Source organism: Mesorhizobium sp. WSM4311, from assembly GCF_002295115.1.
Taxonomy (GTDB): domain Bacteria; phylum Pseudomonadota; class Alphaproteobacteria; order Rhizobiales; family Rhizobiaceae; genus Mesorhizobium.
Genome location: NZ_NSFV01000012.1, coordinates 132415 through 149981, shown reverse-complemented (window position 1 = coordinate 149981; position 17567 = coordinate 132415). Strand labels below are relative to the sequence as shown.

The 17567-nt window shown below is 63.7% G+C and carries 16 protein-coding genes and 1 tRNA gene; 13 read left to right on the top strand and 4 right to left on the bottom strand.

The window, feature by feature from the left end:
• Positions 1 to 810: 810 nt before the first annotated feature.
• Both CK226_RS26900 and CK226_RS26895 read right to left on the bottom strand, forming a co-directional pair.
• Complete coding sequence (locus CK226_RS26900) at positions 811 to 2133, bottom strand: integrase (RefSeq protein WP_063169217.1); 1323 nt, start codon at positions 2131 to 2133, stop codon at positions 811 to 813.
• Between the two features lie 114 nt (positions 2134 to 2247).
• A tRNA-Ser gene (locus tag CK226_RS26895) sits at positions 2248 to 2337 on the bottom strand.
• A gap of 416 nt (positions 2338 to 2753) precedes the next feature.
• Here CK226_RS26895 and CK226_RS26890 point away from each other — a divergent pair.
• The 3 genes from CK226_RS26890 to CK226_RS26880 all read left to right on the top strand — a co-directional run bounded on the left by CK226_RS26890 (position 2754) and on the right by CK226_RS26880 (position 4501).
• Positions 2754 to 3425 carry a 50S ribosomal protein L21 gene (locus CK226_RS26890; protein WP_095772323.1) on the top strand — a complete coding sequence of 224 codons (672 nt, stop codon included), beginning with the start codon at positions 2754 to 2756 and terminating at the stop codon, positions 3423 to 3425.
• Positions 3426 to 3523: 98 nt separating this feature from the next.
• Positions 3524 to 3793 (top strand): 50S ribosomal protein L27, encoded by a 270-nt coding sequence (rpmA, locus tag CK226_RS26885; RefSeq protein ID WP_095771984.1) that lies wholly within the window; start codon positions 3524 to 3526, stop codon positions 3791 to 3793.
• Between the two features lie 120 nt (positions 3794 to 3913).
• Positions 3914 to 4501: a GNAT family protein gene (locus CK226_RS26880; protein WP_179301136.1), complete on the top strand. Its 588-nt coding sequence runs from the start codon at positions 3914 to 3916 to the stop codon at positions 4499 to 4501.
• A gap of 163 nt (positions 4502 to 4664) precedes the next feature.
• On the opposite strand, the gene CK226_RS26875 is transcribed toward CK226_RS26880, so the two are convergent.
• Complete coding sequence (locus tag CK226_RS26875; RefSeq protein ID WP_095793485.1) at positions 4665 to 5534, bottom strand: endonuclease/exonuclease/phosphatase family protein; 870 nt, start codon at positions 5532 to 5534, stop codon at positions 4665 to 4667.
• A gap of 132 nt (positions 5535 to 5666) precedes the next feature.
• Here CK226_RS26875 and obgE point away from each other — a divergent pair, with 132 nt between their 5' ends.
• From obgE to CK226_RS26850, 5 genes are all read left to right on the top strand, one after another.
• The gene (gene obgE, locus CK226_RS26870; RefSeq protein WP_095793484.1) at positions 5667 to 6698 is read left to right on the top strand and encodes a GTPase ObgE; all 1032 of its coding nucleotides are present in this window, start codon (positions 5667 to 5669) and stop codon (positions 6696 to 6698) included.
• 4 nt (positions 6699 to 6702) lie between these two features.
• Positions 6703 to 7839, top strand: coding sequence for a glutamate 5-kinase (proB, locus tag CK226_RS26865; RefSeq protein ID WP_095793483.1), 1137 nt, complete (start codon positions 6703 to 6705; stop codon positions 7837 to 7839).
• 3 nt (positions 7840 to 7842) lie between these two features.
• Complete coding sequence (locus tag CK226_RS26860) at positions 7843 to 9129, top strand: glutamate-5-semialdehyde dehydrogenase (RefSeq protein ID WP_095793482.1); 1287 nt, start codon at positions 7843 to 7845, stop codon at positions 9127 to 9129.
• Between the two features lie 72 nt (positions 9130 to 9201).
• Positions 9202 to 9789 carry a nicotinate-nucleotide adenylyltransferase gene (locus tag CK226_RS26855; protein ID WP_095771990.1) on the top strand — a complete coding sequence of 196 codons (588 nt, stop codon included), beginning with the start codon at positions 9202 to 9204 and terminating at the stop codon, positions 9787 to 9789.
• A gap of 101 nt (positions 9790 to 9890) precedes the next feature.
• Complete coding sequence (locus tag CK226_RS26850; protein ID WP_095793481.1) at positions 9891 to 11189, top strand: MFS transporter; 1299 nt, start codon at positions 9891 to 9893, stop codon at positions 11187 to 11189.
• A gap of 55 nt (positions 11190 to 11244) precedes the next feature.
• Here CK226_RS26850 and CK226_RS26845 read toward each other — a convergent pair whose 3' ends face one another.
• Positions 11245 to 12096, bottom strand: coding sequence for a mechanosensitive ion channel family protein (locus CK226_RS26845; RefSeq protein ID WP_095793480.1), 852 nt, complete (start codon positions 12094 to 12096; stop codon positions 11245 to 11247).
• Positions 12097 to 12338: 242 nt separating this feature from the next.
• Between CK226_RS26845 and rsfS the strand changes: the two genes are divergently transcribed.
• From rsfS to CK226_RS26815, 5 genes are all read left to right on the top strand, one after another.
• Positions 12339 to 12716 (top strand): ribosome silencing factor, encoded by a 378-nt coding sequence (gene rsfS, locus CK226_RS26840; protein WP_010912111.1) that lies wholly within the window; start codon positions 12339 to 12341, stop codon positions 12714 to 12716.
• Positions 12717 to 12801: 85 nt separating this feature from the next.
• Complete coding sequence (gene rlmH, locus CK226_RS26830) at positions 12802 to 13284, top strand: 23S rRNA (pseudouridine(1915)-N(3))-methyltransferase RlmH (RefSeq protein ID WP_095789939.1); 483 nt, start codon at positions 12802 to 12804, stop codon at positions 13282 to 13284.
• 206 nt (positions 13285 to 13490) lie between these two features.
• Positions 13491 to 14846, top strand: a complete 1356-nt coding sequence (locus tag CK226_RS26825) for a murein hydrolase activator EnvC (RefSeq protein WP_095793479.1) — start codon at positions 13491 to 13493, stop codon at positions 14844 to 14846.
• 1 nt (position 14847) lies between these two features.
• Positions 14848 to 16179: a S41 family peptidase gene (locus tag CK226_RS26820; RefSeq protein ID WP_095771995.1), complete on the top strand. Its 1332-nt coding sequence runs from the start codon at positions 14848 to 14850 to the stop codon at positions 16177 to 16179.
• A 190-nt stretch (positions 16180 to 16369) separates the two neighbouring features.
• The gene (locus CK226_RS26815; protein ID WP_095793478.1) at positions 16370 to 17551 is read left to right on the top strand and encodes a divergent polysaccharide deacetylase family protein; all 1182 of its coding nucleotides are present in this window, start codon (positions 16370 to 16372) and stop codon (positions 17549 to 17551) included.
• The last annotated feature ends 16 nt before the right edge of the window (positions 17552 to 17567 follow it).

Here is a 17567-nt window from a genome sequence, read left to right as displayed (position 1 = left end):
GCATTTCTAGCCGGCTTGCGATCGGACGTCATCTCTTGGCGATCGCTGCCCCTTCTCTCAAATGCGCTTAGCGGCGCCGATGGCGAATAGCGCAAGCTTTTCCACCCGTTTCTACTCCACTACCGAGACTCGTCACCAACCTCCTTTTATTCGCTTCCATATGGCCCATCCTGTCTCCAATCGAGGAGGAGCGCGAACATGGGCCAAGCCGTAGAACGTCTCAGTCTCGGGAATTCTTCTGCTCGCCAAACTGCCGTTGTCGCCGGCACCATATTTGGCAGGGTGACAGTGCACGACAAGATATCAGGCGTTCTTGTCTGGGCTGAACTATGCTTGCAAGCCATAACCCAAAAATCGCCGATCCCTTTGAATTCGAGCCGGATGAATGGGTGTTTCAAAATTTTTGGCGGTTTTAGGCAGAACCCTCCGATGGCCCGCGTACCGGTCAAGCTTCGTGAGCACTTTAGGTTCGTCGATCAGGCATAGGTTTCTTTCCCATGCCACATGCTGGCCGTTTGCCTAGTTCGGAAGCCCTCGAGAGGCGTTGCTCGTCTTGGTATGGCGTCGCCCCTTTTTCCGATCCATCGGCCACGGAGCTAGAATGGTGTCTAGCTGTTGCCGCCTACTTGGTCATCCGGCATGGAGATGCCTATATACCGACCTTCGAAAGGCTGGAATACGAGGTCGAACAAATGCGGCGGAAGCTCGGAAATCGCGAGCGAGCGCAGCGCGTGCTGGCCACGCTCAACCTAAATGGCTCGGACAGCTGGAGCCGTGAGGTTGGTTCTCAAGGCCTGGATGGCGCCGCAATCACATTCGCCCGGGCGGGGTAAAAGCGATTTTTTGGAGCCACTCGCGCTTTTGCGCTAACGAAGGTCCCGCGCCGTATTTGGGCCGGATCCATTTGTGGCCCATCAGAGAAGCAATTACCTTCTCCGGCGCCTCAACTGCCGTCAGCCGGTCCTCGAAAGTGTGTCGCAGGCTATAAAGACTATGCTCGGAAGTCGGCAGAAGTTCCTTGCTGGCGAGCACCTTGTTGACGAGCGCTGAAAGTGACGCGGCCTTGTCGCGATAACGAGGAAAGCCGTCCGGATGGAGCTTGATGGCTGCAAGTGCGCCGCCAACCAAGGGAATGTCACGGGCTGAATGACCGGTCTTCAAGCGACGGCCATTGGGGCGCACCCGCACATGCGGGATTTCTCGATCGAGGTGGATTGTTTCGGTGGTGAGGTTTGCCGCTTCAGAAAGCCTGAGTCCGGTATCGGCAATCACATAGATTAGATGGCGGGCTTCGTCATTGAGTCCGTCGAGCGCGCCTTCAGCGAGTATCTTCTCCTGAATGAACTCCGCTGTGAACGCAGCGCGTTGCCCGGGGACGGCGCCGGAAAGACGCAGGTTTCGAAAAACCGGCTCCAGCTTGAGCTGGTGAGTCAGATCGACGACGCGCAGCATTTTCGAAACATGGCCGATGTCCTTGTTGGCCGTACCGATATCAAGTCCATCCTCAACGATCCGCTTTTGCCACCACTCGCGGAACGCGATTGCGTCGTCCCGAGTGAGGCTTGCGATCTCCTTGTCGCCAATGACTCCAACCAGATTGGCAACTGCGCGCTTTTTGGGGTTACGCCATTTCTTGATTTGGTTGGGCGACATGGTCAGCAAGTTCTGTTGCTCGATCGTCTCGAATTCCTTGATAAGACCGCTCAGGCGGACCGCTGGCCGCTTCTCCCCACCCATGACGGCCGAGACGTCCTGCGCGTCCTCGATCGATTTTTTGTCGAGGAGCAGCTTGATACGGGCCATGAGTTCGTCGAGCGGCCCCGCTGCTAGTTCCTCGTTAGTGCGATAGGCCAATCCAAATGACCGCGCGCGCTTCCTCGCGGCTTCGAAACGCAGCCCCGCCTCGGCGGATTGGCCTTCCCGCAGTCTACGCCAATACGCCTCCAGCCCCGCGCCGAGGCTTTGCACTGCATCTCGCGCCCGTACACCGCGGGGATCGTCAGCCACGGCGACGCCCGTGGAAATGCGTACTAGGCAGCGGCGATCAAACGCCGCGAATTCCTTCGGCACCCTGCGGACGAGATACCAGATGCCTTCACGTTTATGCGGCTTTGGCGCTGCGGAACGTCGCATTATCTTTCTCTAATGTTACACAGTTTGTTACACAGTCTAAGATATGTTTCGCTTCGTGCTGGTCAAGCGCAACAAGGAAGCTTTTGAAAGGAAAGGATTTTTATGGAAGCTAAATGGCGGAGAGGGAGGGATTCGAACCCCCGATGGGCTTGCACCCATGCCGCATTTCGAGTGCGGTGCATTCGACCACTCTGCCACCTCTCCGCGGTCATGGTCGGCCGTTGCCGGCGCGGCGCACTAGATAACGGCTGAACGGGCAGGTTACAAGGCCAAATCCACCGATATTTGGCTTGTCATCCGGCCTGCGGGACAAGCGACTGAAACAGGGCAGGTCTTTGCAGGCGAGCCCACGCCGTTTCACGGGCCAACCACGCATCCTCGCCGCCGGGCGACGGCGACGCCGGGCGGTCATGTCGACATGCCTGGTCCTTGCCGGTCAATGACTGTCCCGGCAACGGCTGTTGCCTTGACTCCTGCGCAACCTTCGGTTAGGGACAGCGCGCAATCGGCGTGGAGGGTTCTTCCGCGCCGCTTGTTTTTTGAACCCGCAGACTGACAAAAAGACGGCCGAATCGCCTCAGGCGGTTCATCAAGGCCGACCGAACAGCGAAAGGCAAAAAATGTTCGCAGTCATTAAAACGGGCGGTAAGCAGTATCGCGTTGCCGCCAACGATCTCCTGAAGATCGAAAAAGTCGAAGCCAATGTCGGCGATATCGTCGAGATCGGCCACGTGCTCGCGCATGGCGAGGGCGAGAATGTCACGTTCGGCGCGCCGTTCGTCGATGGCGCTCTGGTCACGGCCGAAGTCGTCGAGCAGGGCAAGAACCGCACGGTCATCGCTTTCAAGAAGCGCCGCCGCCAGAACTCGCGCCGCAAGATCGGCCATCGCCAGCTTTTGACCACCGTGCGGATCGCCGAGATCCTGCTGGGTGGCGCCAAGCCGGCCAAGAAGGCCGCCGTGAAGGCGGAAGCCAAGGCCGAGGTTGCTGCCGACGCCGCGCCGAAGGAGGCCAAGGCCAAGAAGGAAGCCGCCCCCAAGGCGGAAGTGACGGCCGAGACGGCCGCCGCGCCGCTGTTCAAGGCGCCGAAGGGCGAGCCGGACGACCTGACCGTGATCAAGGGCATCGGCCCGGTCGCCGCCAAGGACCTCAACGAGCAGGGCATCATCACCTTCGCGCAACTCGCCAAGCTGACCGACAAGGATGTCGCCAAGATCGACGAGCACATGCCGTTCAGCGCCGACCAGATCAAGGACTGGCGCGAGCAGGCCAAGGAACTGGCGAAGAAGTAATTTTTCCGGCGAAACATCCGCCGGATCGGACTTGAAACGGAACGCGAACGCGTTCATAAGGCCTTTTAGGCGCCTTGCGGCGCAACGGAGTTAGTTAGATGGCACACAAGAAAGCTGGCGGCTCGTCGCGCAACGGTCGCGACTCGCATTCCAAGCGTCTGGGCGTGAAGAAGTTCGGCGGCGAAGCCGTCATCCCGGGCAACATCATCATTCGTCAACGCGGCACCACGTGGCATCCCGGCGTCAATGTCGGCATGGGCACGGACCATACGCTTTTCGCGCTCGAATCAGGCGCGGTCACCTTCAACAAGAAAGCCAACGGCCGAACCTACGTATCGGTCAATCCGATCGCCAAAGCCGCGGAGTAGCCGGTTCCGCACTAGAACACCGGCACCCATCTCGGGAACCGGTGTCTGGCAACGCCAGGAAAAGGATCAGGGGAGATGGGTTTCCATCTCCCCTTTTTCTTGTGCCTGGAGGACTTTGAAATGGTTGCCGAAGCGGAAGACTCAGAAGACGAAAGTTACGCGATAGACTGCCCGGTGCTGGCCACCGAGCGGCTGGTGATGCGGGCGCCGCGCGAGAGCGACATCGCGCAACTGGTCGAGCTTGCCGACAACCGTCACGTCGCCGAGATGCTGGCGCGCATGCCGCACCCCTATGGCGAGGCCGAGGCCCGCGCATTCCTGGCCATGACACGGTCGCGCCGCGCCGGCATCGCCTACGCCTTGACGCTGGCCGGCACCGACACGTTCGTCGGCTGCGCGGGGCTCAACACCACCGATCGCGGGCTGGAGCTCGGCTACTGGATCGGCGAACCCTACTGGAAGCGCGGCTATGCGACGGAAGCCGCCCACGCGCTGGTCGACCTCGCCTTCCAGCAGACGTCGGTCCAGGTGCTGCATGCCTCGACGCGGGTCATCAATCCGGCCTCGCGCCGGGTCATCCACAAGTGCGGCTTCCAGTATGCCGGGCAGGGCATGCTGAATTCGATCGTCGCCGGCCAAGTGCCGGTCGAGCGTTACAGGCTCGACAGGAAGACGTGGATCAGCCTGCGCAACTGGGTGCATTTTTGATGTGTGCTGATATTCAGGTGAGGCCGGCCTGCGAATGGCGGCTTCCTGCGCTTCCGGTGCTCACGTACTTTAAGTACGCTCCGCTCCGGTTCTCGGAAGCCACCACTCTCGGCGCGGCCTGACCTGAATCTCAACACACATCGGAGCGAGGCCGAAGACTGAATCAGGCCAGTTCGGCCCACACCGGCAGGTGGTCCGAACCGGTCGCCTGCCGGTCGACCCACAGGCGCTGCAGCGATCTGGCCAGCGATGCGCTGGTGAAGACGTAGTCGATGCGCTTGTGGCGGCTGGTGTTGGTAGGATCCTTGGGGTCGACCCAGCTCGCGAGATCGTCGCCGGTGACATCGAGGCGCGCGGCGGCGTCAACGGCGAAGTCGGCGGTCAGCGGCATGCCGAATTCATGGTCCGGCCGGCCGGCGAGTTCGAGATATTCGGGCGAGCCGGCCAGCATGTTGAAATCGCCCATGGCGACAAAGGCCTCGGGATGGGGCAGTTCCGGCAGGCCGATCTCGGCGACGCCTGACAATGCGCCGCCTTCGAGCGCATAGTTCAACAGGCGCCGGCGCAGGAACTGGATCTGCCTGGCGCGTTCGACCGGGCTGCGGTGATCGAGATGGATGGAATAGAAGCGGATGAAACCAAGCGGCGTCTCGATCAGCGCCTCCAGCGCGCCGCGCTGGAAATTCATCATCTCGAAGCTGCGGCTGCGCGGCAAAAGCAGGTTGCGCGACAGATGAATGGGCGTCTTCGACAGCATCATGTTGCCGAGCTGGAAGGTGGTGGTGATGGCGCGGCCGTTCTCGATGCGCGAGCCGATATTGGCCTCGAAATTGCTGCCATAGACGGCGAAATAGTCGGGCAGCGCCTCGCCGATCTCGGCGACCATGTCGCGCCCGCCGTTCCTTGGATTGTTGCGGGTGACCTCCTGCAGCGCGATCACATCGGCGCCGCGCACCGTGCCGGCAATGCGGGCGACATCGTATTGTCCATCAAGGCCGATGCCGTACTGGATGTTGTAGGTTACAAGTTTCATGCCGACATGTCTCCGGCCGACCCCACGCGGCCAATGTCACAAAACGGTCTCGCCCTTGACCGCGCCTTGGTTTAGAGCAAGGCCCAAGGTTAAGAGCAATGCCGCAAGGCCAATAAAAGAAACTGCAATCCCATGAAATTTCTCGATCAAGCCAAGGTCTATGTCCGCTCGGGTGACGGGGGCGCCGGTTCGGTGTCGTTCCGGCGCGAGAAATTCATCGAGTTCGGCGGGCCGGACGGCGGCGATGGCGGCCGCGGCGGCGATGTCTGGCTGGAAGCGGTCGACGGGCTGAACACGCTGATCGATTATCGCTACCAGCAGCATTTCAAGGCCAAGACCGGCGTCCACGGCATGGGCCGCAACATGACCGGCGCCAAGGGCGCCGACGTGACGCTGAAGGTGCCGGCCGGAACGCAGGTGTTCGAGGAAGACAATGAGACGCTGATCTGCGACCTCACCGTGGTCGGCCAGCGCTTCCTGCTCGCCAAGGGCGGCAATGGCGGCTTCGGCAACCAGCATTTCAAGACCTCGACCAACCAGGCGCCGCGCCGCGCCAATCCCGGCCTTCCCGGCGAAGAGCTCAACATCTGGCTGCGGCTGAAGCTGATCGCCGATGCCGGGCTGGTCGGGCTGCCCAATGCCGGCAAGTCGACCTTCCTGGCCGCCGTCACCGCGGCCAAGCCGAAGATCGCCGATTATCCCTTCACGACGCTGCATCCCGGCCTCGGCGTCGCGCGCATCGATGCGCGCGAATTCGTCATTGCCGACATTCCGGGCCTCATCGAAGGCGCGCATGAGGGCGTCGGCATCGGCGACCGCTTCCTCGGCCATGTCGAGCGCACGCGCGTGCTGCTGCACCTGGTCTCGGCGCAGGAGGAAAACCCGGGCAAGGCCTACAAGACCGTGCGCGCCGAGCTCGAGGCCTATGGCCACGGCCTGACCGACAAGGTCGAGGTCCTGGCGCTCAGCCAGGTCGACACGCTCGATGCCAATGAACGCAAGAAGAAGGTCGCCTCGCTGAAGCGCGCCGCGGGCCGGGCGCCGATGCTGCTGTCCGCCGTCACCGGCGAAGGCGTGGAGGCGGTGCTTCGGGCGCTGATGACAGTGATTGCCGAGGCGCGGGGGCAGATTGCCGCGCCGGTCGAGACGCGCTGGGAAAAGTAAGGCCATGCAGTCGCTGAAAAAATACCGGCGCATCACCGTCAAGATCGGCTCGGCGCTGCTCGTCGACCGCGCCACTGGCCTGAAGCGCGACTGGCTGGACTCGCTCGCCGACGACATCGCGGTGTTTGCCCAGGGCGGTGCCGAAATCCTCGTCGTCTCCTCTGGCGCCATCGCGCTTGGCCGCACCATCCTTGGCCTCGGCAAGCGCGCGCTGAAGCTCGAGGAAAGCCAGGCGGCGGCTGCCGTCGGGCAGATCGCGCTCGCCGGCGCCTGGTCGGATGCGCTCGGCAGGGGCGCGCTGAAGTCAGGCCAGATTCTGCTGACGCTTGGCGACACGGAGGAGCGCCGCCGCTATCTCAATGCGCGGGCGACGATCTCGACATTGCTCAAGATGAAGGCGGTGCCGGTCATCAACGAGAACGACACGGTGGCCACCTCAGAAATCCGCTATGGCGACAATGACCGGCTGGCCGCGCGCGTTGCCACCATGATGGGCGCCGACCTTCTGGTGCTGCTTTCCGACATTGACGGGCTCTACACGGCGCCGCCGGTGCGCGACCCCCAAGCCAAGTTCATTCCGGTGGTCGACCGCATCACATCAGACATCGAGGCGATGGCGGGGGCTGCCGCCTCCGAACTGTCGCGCGGCGGCATGCGAACCAAGCTCGATGCCGGCAAGATCGCCACCGCCGCCGGCACGGCGATGATCATCACCTCGGGCACGCGGCTGTCGCCGCTGATGGCGATCGAGCGCGGAGAACGCGCCACCTTCTTCCGGCCGAGCGCCAATCCGGTCAAGGGCTACAAGACCTGGATCGCCGGCCAGCTCGAACCGGCCGGCCGGCTGACGGTCGACGCCGGCGCCGTCGGTGCGCTGGCATCGGGCAAATCGCTGCTGCCGGCCGGCGTCAAACTGGTCAGCGGCAATTTTTCGCGCGGCGATACGGTGGCGATCCTGTCGCCCGAGGGCCGCGAGATCGCGCGCGGGCTGGTTGCCTATGATGCCGCCGATGCCGTAAGGATCGCAGGCCTGAAGACGGCCGAGATCGAAACCGTGCTCGGTTACGAAGCGCGTTCGGCGATGATCCACCGCGATGATCTCGTGGTGAGTCACGCGGGAGGCGACATAAGCGGAGGATGAGCCATGCTGAAGCTGCATGAAAAATCCGGGGATGACACCGTGGCGCTGATGGCCGATATCGGCCGCCGCGCCCGCGCCGCCGCCCGACCGCTGGCCATCGCCGCCACCGCCGCCAAGAACGCCGCGCTGCTTGCCATGGCAGAGGCGATCGTCGCCGGGCAACAGGACATTCTCGACGCCAACGCCATCGACATCTCGAATGGCCAGGAGTCAGGGCTTTCCGCCTCCTTCATGGACCGGCTGAAGCTCAATCCGGCGCGCATCCGTGCCATGGCCGACGGCATCCGCGAAATCGCTGAACTCAACGATCCGGTCGGCGACGTGATCGCCGCATGGGAACGGCCGAATGGCCTGCGGATCGAGCGCGTGCGGACGCCGCTCGGCGTCGTCGGCGTCATCTATGAGAGCCGCCCGAACGTGACGGCCGATGCCGGTGCGCTCTGCCTCAAGGCCGGCAATCCGGTGATCCTGCGCGGCGGTTCGGATTCGCTCAATTCGTCCGCTGCCATCCATGCCTGCCTGGTCGAGGGCCTGAAGGCGGCCGGCCTGCCGGAAGACGCTATCCAGCTGGTGCCGACCACCGATCGCGCCGCCGTCGGCGAGATGCTGAAGGGGCTCGGCGGCACGCTCGACGTCATCATCCCGCGCGGCGGCAAAAGCCTGGTCGGGCGGGTGCAGAGCGAGGCGCGCGTGCCGGTCTTCGCCCATCTCGAAGGCATCTGCCACCTCTACATCGACCGCTCCGCCGATCTCGACATGGCGGTCAAGATCGCCGTCAACGCCAAGATGCGGCGCACCGGCGTCTGCGGCGCGGCCGAGACGCTGCTGGTCGACCGCGCGGTGGCGTCCACGCATCTGGTGCCGATCCTCGATGCGCTCCGCGCCGCCGGCTGCGAGATCCATGCCGATCAAGAGGTGCTGAAGGTGTTTTTCGACGCCAAGCCGGCGACCGATGCCGACTGGGTGACCGAATATCTCGACGCCATCATCGCGGTGAAGCTGGTCGACGGCATCGGTGGCGCGATCGAGCATATCGAGACCTTCTCCTCGCATCACACCGAGGCGATTATCGCCGAGGATCCGAAAGCCGTGGAGCGGTTCTTCAACGAGATCGATTCGGCGATCCTGCTGCACAATGCCTCGACGCAGTTCGCCGATGGCGGCGAGTTCGGCATGGGCGCCGAGATCGGCATCGCCACCGGCAAGATGCATGCGCGCGGGCCGGTCGGCGTCGAGCAGCTGACCTCGTTCAAATATCGCGTGCGCGGGTCGGGACAGGTGAGGCCTTGACGTTTTTCGTTATCAGAGCCTGAGGCGATGCTGGCATCTTCCGGACCGCCAGTGCACTCCGCCTACCTGAAAATGCCGCATGCCGAGAAAGGCCTGGCCGTCGGCCTGTTCGGCGGCTCGTTCAATCCGCCGCATGCAGGCCATGCACTGGTCGCCGAGATCGCGCTGAGGCGCCTGGCGCTCGACCAGCTGTGGTGGATGGTGACGCCGGGCAATCCGCTGAAGAGCACGCGGGAATTGGCGCCGCTGGCCGAGCGGCTGCAACTGTCCGAGCAGATCGCCAAGAACCCGAAGATCAAGATCACCGCCTTCGAGGCCGCGCATCATGTGCGCTACACCGCCGACACGCTGGCGCTGGTCAAGGCGCGCAATCCGGGTGTCGACTTCGTCTGGATCATGGGCGCGGACAGTCTGCGCGATTTCCACCGCTGGCAGCGCTGGCGCGAGATCGTGCTGACCTTCCCCATCGCGGTCATCGACCGGCCGGGCGCGACGCTGTCGTTCCTGTCGTCGGTGGTCGCCAAGACCTTCGATTATGCCCGCATCGACGAAGGCGACGCGCCGCTGCTCGCCCACATGAAGGCGCCGGCCTGGACCTTCATCCACGGCCCGCGCTCATCGCTGTCGTCAAGCGCGATCCGCAAGATGGCGAAGGGGTAGGGCTTGCACGGATCTTCCTTCTTCCCTTGCGGGAGAAGGAAGATCGCTGATGTCGTTTTTGCAGGGGCTTTTCGCCGCCGAATGGGCGATCGTGTCTGAACATGGCCACTCCCGTGAAGCACCATACCAAAATCGAACCGGAGCATGGCAGCGCGCCGACGCCGCTGATCGCGATCGCCAGTGTCATCGTGTCGATGGCGCTGATCGCCATCGGCAACGGGCTGATGTTTGCCTACATCCCGGTCCGGCTCGGCGTCGAAAGCTTCGATCCGACCTGGGCCGGGCTGATCGTCACCGGCCTGTCGGCCGGCGGTCTTGCCGGCTGCATCCTGACCGGGCCGCTGGTGCGCAGGGTCGGCCATGCCCGCGCCTTCATGGTGCTGTCTGCGCTGATCGCGCTGTCCAACGCGGCCATCGGCGCCGGTCCGCATCCCGTGCTGTGGATCGGCGCGCGCGCTCTCTACGGCTTTGCCATATGCGGTCTGTTCATCGTCGCGCAGAGCTGGCTGAACGATGCCGTGGCCAACACCATACGCGGCCGGGTGATGGCCTTTTTCTACGTCGCCTATGTCGCCGGTCTCGGCGTCGGCTATGCGACGCTGGCGTTGGTCGACATCAAAACCGCGGATGCGCCGTTGATCGGTATTGCCTTCACGGCTTTGTCGATCCTGCCCGTCGGCATGACACGGCTGGCGCAGCCACCGGCGCCGCAGGCCGCCTCCGTGGCGCTGCGCCGGGCCTGGCGGATTTCGCCGGTCGGCGTTGCCGGCATGCTGGCGGTCGGCGGCCTGTCGATGTCGATTTCCGGTTTCGCGCCGATCCATGCCACGGCCAAGGGCTACAGCCAGGCCGATGTGGCGTTGCTGCTTTCGGTGATGCCGCTCGGCACATTGATCCTGCAGCTTCCCTTCGGCTGGATTTCCGACCGCACCGATCGCCGTTACGTGCTGATCGGGGCATCCGCGCTGGCCGCGGTGGCCGGCATGTTCGCGCTCGGTTTCGACGGCGGCGCGCTGCCGGCGCTGCTGGTGATCTATGTCTTGTGGGACGGCGCCTCGGAATCGATCTATTCGCTGTCCAGCGCGCACGCCGCCGACCGGGCCGGCAAGGACGATATGGTGGCGCTGTCCAGCTCGCTCCTGTTCGCCTGGTCGCTGGCCGGGTTCGTGGTGCCGGGTATCGTCACGGCGCTGTCGGCCGTCTTCGGCACGCAGGCCTTCATCTATGTTACTGTCGTCATCGCCTGCGCCTTCTGCCTGTTCGTGCTGTTGCGTGTGTTCACCACACAGGCGGTACCCGCCACCGACACCGGCAGCTTCGCGCCGATGACGGCACAGGCGCCGCTGCCGGTCGAACTCGCTTATGCGCCGGACGAGACCGCAGGCCGGACCAAGGACTGAACCGGTTTCCTTCGCACGGCCGGGGGGAAAAGCGCTCTGGACGCCTCGCGGCTGCTTACTGCTTACGGGTCTCTTGTGCAGGCGCTTCCGGCGGCGGCAGCGGGATGGAGATGCCCTCGCTGTCGAAAGCCTGCTTTGCGCGCTTCGTCATGTCGATATTCGTGGAGAAATAGTCGGCCGCCGAGGTCCAATAGCGCAAGGTAAGCGAAACGGTCGTATCACCGAGGCTGGCCACGAAGGCGATCGGCGCCGGTTCACGACGGATGCGCTTGTCGGCACCGGCAAGGGCAAGCAATGTCTTCTGGGCGCCGTCGATGTCGTTCCACGAGCCGATGCTCAGGCTGATGTCGGCGCGGCGCACGCCGTTGCGCGAAAAGTTGCGGACCGGCTGGTTCCACAGCGTCGAATTGGGCGCCAGTATGTAGACGCCGTCGGCGGTCCTGAGCCTGGTGGCGAACAGACCGATTTCCTCGATCGACCCTGAAATGGCGCCGACCTCGACGGATTCGCCGATGCGGAACGGCCGCAGCGCCAGAAGCATGATGCCGGCGGCGATGTTCTGCAGCGTGCCTTGCAGCGCCAGGCCGATGGCCAGGCCGATGGCGCCGATCGCGGCGATGATCGAGGCGGTCTGCACGCCGAATTGGCCGAGCACCATGATGACGACCAGGATCAGGATGGCGTAGCGGACGATCTTGGAAAAGAAATGCCGCAGCGTGGCGTCGAAACCGTGGATATGGCCGAGGCCGGCAAAGATCGAGCGCTCGGCGAGGCCGGCGACGATGTAGCCGACCACCAACAGGATGATGGCGCCGATAGCCGAGAAGGAATAGGAGACAATCAGCGTACTGAGCTGCGCCAGGCCGGCCTGGACTGTGAGAAGCGTGTTTTGCGGGTCGATCGGCATGGCGGGATTCCGGTTGGTCGGTCAGCCGATAACCCATGCCAGACGCCAGGGTTCCGATCTTTTTTGCGCCCCGCATGGAACAGGCTGGCAATCGGCGAGTTCGCGTCAGTTGTGGCTGCGTCTTGAAACTGCAACGGAACTCTGCCTATCTAAGTGGTGTCACCTGCTTTTGGGGTGATTTGGTTGTTCTTGCTGCGAAAGGAAATACACTGAGAACAGCACTGCGGAAGAAGGCCGACATCGTGCCTTCGCCGGCCGGGATCAGCGTAAACGACGCCGTGTCCCGCGCCATCAACACAGTCCTTGCCAGTCTGGAAGACTCCAAGGCCGAAAACATCGTCTCAATCGACATTCAGGGGAAATCGAGCCTCGGCGACTACATGGTCGTCGCGTCGGGCCGATCGCACCGGCATGTCTCGGCTGTCGCCGACCATCTCCTCAAGGCGCTCAAGGATGCCGGCCTCGGCACGGCGCGCGTTGAAGGGCTGTCCGGCGCCGACTGGGTCCTGATCGATTCGGGCGACATCATCGTCCACGTCTTCCGCCCCGAAGTCCGCGAATTCTACAATCTCGAAAAGATGTGGCAGGCGCCGGATCTCGAGGAAGAGACCCTCCACTAAGCCGCCTTTGTTTTGATGCATGTCATTGCCCCAAAACCGCTTCCCACTTTTGGGTGACATGCATTAGCGGCTTATAGAGGCGAGGATGAAGATTTCAGTTCATGCCGTGGGCCGAATGAAAGCCGGCCCCGAGCGGGAGTTGGCCGACCGCTATTTCGAGCGCTTCGCCAAGAGCGGGCCGGCGGTCGGGCTTGAATTTGCCGGGATAACCGAGATCACCGAGGGCCGGGCGCAGAGCGCTATCGAGCGCCAGCGCGACGAAGGCTCCCGACTGCAGGCGCAGCTGCAGCCGGGCACGGCGCTGATCCTGCTCGACGAGCGCGGCAAGAGCCTTTCCTCTCAGGATTTAGCCAATCGCATCGGGCAGTTGCGCGACGGTGGGCGCAAGGCGCTGGTTCTGGCCATAGGGGGCGCCGACGGCCACGATCCACCGCTGCGCGACCAGGCCGATCTGGTGCTGTCGTTCGGTGCGCTGACCTGGCCGCATCAGCTGGTGCGGGTGATGCTGGGGGAGCAACTCTACCGAGTGGCGACGATCCTTTCCGGCCACCCCTATCATCGCGCGTGAGCCTGCCGCTAGAGTTGCAATCAGCAGTGATTCGTCGCCCATTGCCCGGATTTCCGCCCCAATGCCGAGCTAGATTGAGAATCTGTGGTTTTGATGCATGTCGTTGCCCAAAACGGGGACCACTTGGGGCAACATCCATTCGGGGACGGGCTGGTCAAACATGGTTGATGGTTCGTTAACAAAGCCGCGGATAGTATAGATCGCGAATGTTTGAGGGCTGGAAATCGACAACGGGCCCGACAGGGGGCTCCTGGCGCGCGCGCTGCGGCATGGCTGCGGTGGCGATGTTCCTGTCGCTCCACTCGGCGCGGGCCGAAAACACGCTCGACATGGCGCCCGATCCGGACCAGAGCCGCGCCGAGTACGAGCAGGTTTCCAAGGAAATAACGCTGTCGTCCGAACGGCTTGCCAAGCTCGCCGCCGATATCGCCGCGGTCAAGAAGGACCATGCCTCGATTACCGCCGCGCTGATCCAGTCGGCGATGACCGAGCAGAAGCTTGGCCAGGACATCGAGGATATCGGCGCCAAGCTGGAAGGGCTGAAGAACCAGCAACAGAAAATCCGCGGCTCGCTCATGGCGCGACGCGATGTGCTGGCCGAAGTGCTGGGCGCGCTGCAGCGCATGGGGCTCAACCCGCCGCCGGCGATCCTGGTCAAGCCGGAGGACGCGCTGTCGTCGGTGCGCAGCGCCATCCTGCTCGGCGCCGTGGTGCCGGAATTGCGCCAGCAGACCGACAGCCTGCTGGCCGACCTCAAGGAGCAGACCCGGGTGACGGCCTCGATCGAGGCCGAGCGGGCGCGGCTGACGGACGCTGTCGGCGAGCAGGTGGCGGAAAAGAAGCGGCTCGGCATGCTGCTGGAAGCCAAGCAGAAGCTCGAGGCCGATACGCAGGCGCAAATGGCGGCCGAACAGCAGCGTTCCGCGCAGTTGGCGGCCAAGGCCTCCAGCCTGAAGGACCTGATCTCCTCGCTCGAAGCGCAGGCCGACAAGGCCCGCAAGGCCGCGGATGCCGCAAAGGCAGCCGCCGCGGGCCAGCCGGGTGACGTTCAGACGGACAGCGACAAAACGGCATCGTTGGCGTCGCTGCCGGTTCCCGAAGGCAACCGGCTCACCGCGACCGCGCCCTTTTCGGCGCTGCAGGGGCAGATCGCGCTGCCGGTCACCGGCCGCATCAAACGCCGGTTTGGCGCGGACGACGGTAATGGCGCGGTGATGCTTGGCGACATGCTTGCGACACAATCGGGAGCCATCGTCACCGCTCCGGCGGATGGGAATGTGCTTTATGCGGGGCCGTTTCGCTCCTATGGTCAACTCTTGATCCTCAATGCTGGCGACGGTTATCATGTCGTTCTGGCGGGGATGAGCAGAATCAGCGTCGTGACTGGCCAGTCAGTGCTCGCAGGAGAGCCGGTCGGTGCGATGGGAGAGGCCCGGGTGGCAAGCACCTCGGTTTCGAAGAATGGAAATGCCACGCCGGAACTCTACGTCGAGTTCCGCAAGGATGGAAAACCCGTCGATCCGACCCCATGGTGGGCGGACCGTTTTTCTGGAAGGACGTGAAATGATGCGGAAACTGTCGCTTCTGTTTGCCGGTGCGCTGATGGGCGCATCCGCCATGAGCCTTGTCTATGGTGCTCCTGGCTCGTCGGCGAACGCTGCGGGATCGGAGACCTACAAGCAGCTGGCGATCTTCGGCGACATCTTCGAGCGGGTGCGGGCACAATATGTCACGCCGCCCGACGACAAGTCGCTGGTCGAGAACGCCATTAACGGCATGCTTTCCTCTCTCGATCCGCACTCCTCCTACATGAATGCCGAACAGGCGCAGGATATGCGCGTGCAGACCAAGGGCGAGTTCGGCGGCCTCGGCATCGAGGTCACCATGGAGAATGACCTGGTCAAGGTGATCACGCCGATCGACGATACGCCGGCCGCCAAGGCTGGCGTGCTGGCTGGCGACTACATCGCCAAGATCGACGGCGAAGAGGTTCGCGGCCTGACGCTCAACGACGCGGTCGAAAAGATGCGTGGCCTGGTCAACACGCCGATCAAGCTCACCATCCTGCGCCAGGGCGCCGACAAGCCGATCGAGCTGACGGTGGTGCGCGACATCATCAAGGTCAAGGCGGTCAAGTTCCGGGTCGAGAACGACATCGGCTACATGAAGATCACCTCCTTCACCGAAAAGACCTATGACGACCTCGAGAACGCCATCGAGACCATCAAGAAGCAGGTGCCGGACGACAAGCTCAAGGGTTATGTGCTCGACCTGCGCCTCAATCCGGGTGGCCTGCTCGACCAGGCGGTGAGCGTGTCTGACGCCTTCCTGAAGCGCGGCGAGATCGTCTCGACGCGCGGCCGCGATCCGAAGGACGTCACCCGCTTCGACGCCAAGCCGAAGCAGACCGACGACATCAACGGCAAGCCGATGATCGTGCTCGTCAATGGCGGCTCGGCCAGTGCGTCCGAAATCGTCGCCGGCGCGCTGCAGGATCTGCGCCGCGTCACGGTGGTGGGCACGCAGTCCTTCGGCAAGGGTTCGGTGCAGACCATCATTCCGCTCGGCGAGAATGGCGCGCTCAGGCTGACGACGGCGCTCTATTACACGCCGTCAGGCAAGTCGATCCAGGGCAAGGGTATTACGCCCGACATCAAGGTCGACCAGCCGCTGCCGCCGGAACTGCAGGGCAGGGACCTGACGCGCGGCGAATCCGACCTCAAGGGCCACATCAAGGGCGCCGACGAGAGCGCGACCGGCTCGGGCTCGGCCGCTTATGTGCCGCCGGATCCGAAGGACGATCTGCAACTGATCTTTGCCGAGAAGCTGCTGCGCGGCGAGAAGACCGATCCGGCCTTCCCGCCCAATCCGGAAAAGGCCGTGCTCAACCAGTAACGGTTTGGTTGGCCGGGTCTGGCCGCCCGAACGAAGCAATGCGATGCTGCCGGGACCGAAAGGTTCCGGCAGTTTGATTCGGGGAGGCAAGATCAAGCCTCCGGATGCGGCGCCAGGGGCGCCAGGGTTGATGAATTCGCGCATGTCGTCGAAGGGATCGCCTTCGCAACCATGCGTCCGGGGACAGGGCTTGGCTGATATCGGCAAGGACATCGAACGCCCGCTTGGACAGTCGCTCCGGGCGCCGCGCGCTGCCCGCAAGGTCAGCACTGGCGTGGTCGCGTCGACCGTTGTCGTGCTGGCGCTGGTCGGCGTCTCGGCCGCGATCGCGCTCAGGGAAAAGCCGTTTCGCAAGCCGCAAGAGGTCGCCGTTTCGACGCCGAAAGTGACTGCCGCGGGCCCACCCGCCGCCGCGCCATCCGCTCTGGCCCCGGTCGCGGCGCCAAAGGTTGAAGCGCCGTCCAAGACCGGTGGTCCCCAGATCATCCATGTGCAGAAGGAGGAGGGCGATGGTCCTCCGCAGGCGGCCATCGTCATCCGCGATCCGTCTGGTATCGGGCAGAACCTGAAGATCGCGCATCTTCCCGACAAGGCGCTGATCGAAGCCAGCGACGCCGGACCCTTGCCGATACGCTCCGCCGATGGAAGGCGGCCGTTCGACGTCTATGCACGGCCGTGGTCCGGTGGGCGCGGGGCGCGGGTGGCGATCGTCATCGGCGGGTTGGCCGTCTCGCAGACCGGCACCCAGGCTGCGATCGCCAAGCTGCCGGCGGAAGTGACGCTCGCCTTCGCGCCGCAAGGCAACAGCATCGGCCGCTGGATGCAAGCCGCCCGGCAGAGCGGCCACGAGATCGTCATGCAGGTACCGCTCGAACCGTTCGACTATCCCAATGTCAATCCCGGCCGCAACACGCTGACCGTGGCGGCGAGCGCCGAGGAGAACCTCAAGGATTTGCACTGGGCGCTGTCGCGCACGACGAACTATACCGGCGTCATGAACTATATGGGCGCGCGTTTCTCCGCCGACCCGGCGGCGATGCAGCCGTTCATGGCCGAACTCGGCAAACGGGGTCTCGCCTATATAGACGACGGCTCGTCGGCGCGCAGCCTGGCGCCCGACCTGGCGCTGAAGGACGGCGTGCCCTTCGTCGCCGGCGATACGGCGATCGACGCCGTGCAGGATCGCGGCGCCATCCTGAAGAAACTCGACGGTCTCGAAGCCACGGCGCGGGCCAAGGGCACTGCCGTCGGCATCGGCTCGGCCTTTGATCTCACGGTCGACATCGTCTCATCCTGGATTGCCGAGGCCAGGAAGCGCGGCATCGAGATCGTGCCGATTTCTGCGGTGGCGATCGATCCACAAAAGGGTTAGCCATCGCAAGATGGCT

Excerpts from the sequence above, each read along its gene's own strand:
- CK226_RS26820 (WP_095771995.1), top strand. The coding sequence starts at position 14,848 with ATGATGCGGAAACTGTCGCTTCTGTTTGCCGGTGCGCTGATGGGCGCA.
- CK226_RS26875 (WP_095793485.1), bottom strand. The coding sequence starts at position 5,534 with ATGAAACTTGTAACCTACAACATCCAGTACGGCATCGGCCTTGATGGA.
- CK226_RS26850 (WP_095793481.1), top strand. The coding sequence starts at position 9,891 with ATGGCCACTCCCGTGAAGCACCATACCAAAATCGAACCGGAGCATGGC.
- rlmH (WP_095789939.1), top strand. The coding sequence starts at position 12,802 with ATGAAGATTTCAGTTCATGCCGTGGGCCGAATGAAAGCCGGCCCCGAG.
- proB (WP_095793483.1), top strand. The coding sequence starts at position 6,703 with ATGCAGTCGCTGAAAAAATACCGGCGCATCACCGTCAAGATCGGCTCG.
- CK226_RS26860 (WP_095793482.1), top strand. The coding sequence starts at position 7,843 with ATGCTGAAGCTGCATGAAAAATCCGGGGATGACACCGTGGCGCTGATG.
- obgE (WP_095793484.1), top strand. The coding sequence starts at position 5,667 with ATGAAATTTCTCGATCAAGCCAAGGTCTATGTCCGCTCGGGTGACGGG.
- CK226_RS26890 (WP_095772323.1), top strand. The coding sequence starts at position 2,754 with ATGTTCGCAGTCATTAAAACGGGCGGTAAGCAGTATCGCGTTGCCGCC.
- CK226_RS26855 (WP_095771990.1), top strand. The coding sequence starts at position 9,202 with ATGCCGCATGCCGAGAAAGGCCTGGCCGTCGGCCTGTTCGGCGGCTCG.
- CK226_RS26880 (WP_179301136.1), top strand. The coding sequence starts at position 3,914 with ATGGTTGCCGAAGCGGAAGACTCAGAAGACGAAAGTTACGCGATAGAC.
- CK226_RS26825 (WP_095793479.1), top strand. The coding sequence starts at position 13,491 with ATGTTTGAGGGCTGGAAATCGACAACGGGCCCGACAGGGGGCTCCTGG.
- rpmA (WP_095771984.1), top strand. The coding sequence starts at position 3,524 with ATGGCACACAAGAAAGCTGGCGGCTCGTCGCGCAACGGTCGCGACTCG.
- CK226_RS26900 (WP_063169217.1), bottom strand. The coding sequence starts at position 2,133 with ATGCGACGTTCCGCAGCGCCAAAGCCGCATAAACGTGAAGGCATCTGG.
- CK226_RS26845 (WP_095793480.1), bottom strand. The coding sequence starts at position 12,096 with ATGCCGATCGACCCGCAAAACACGCTTCTCACAGTCCAGGCCGGCCTG.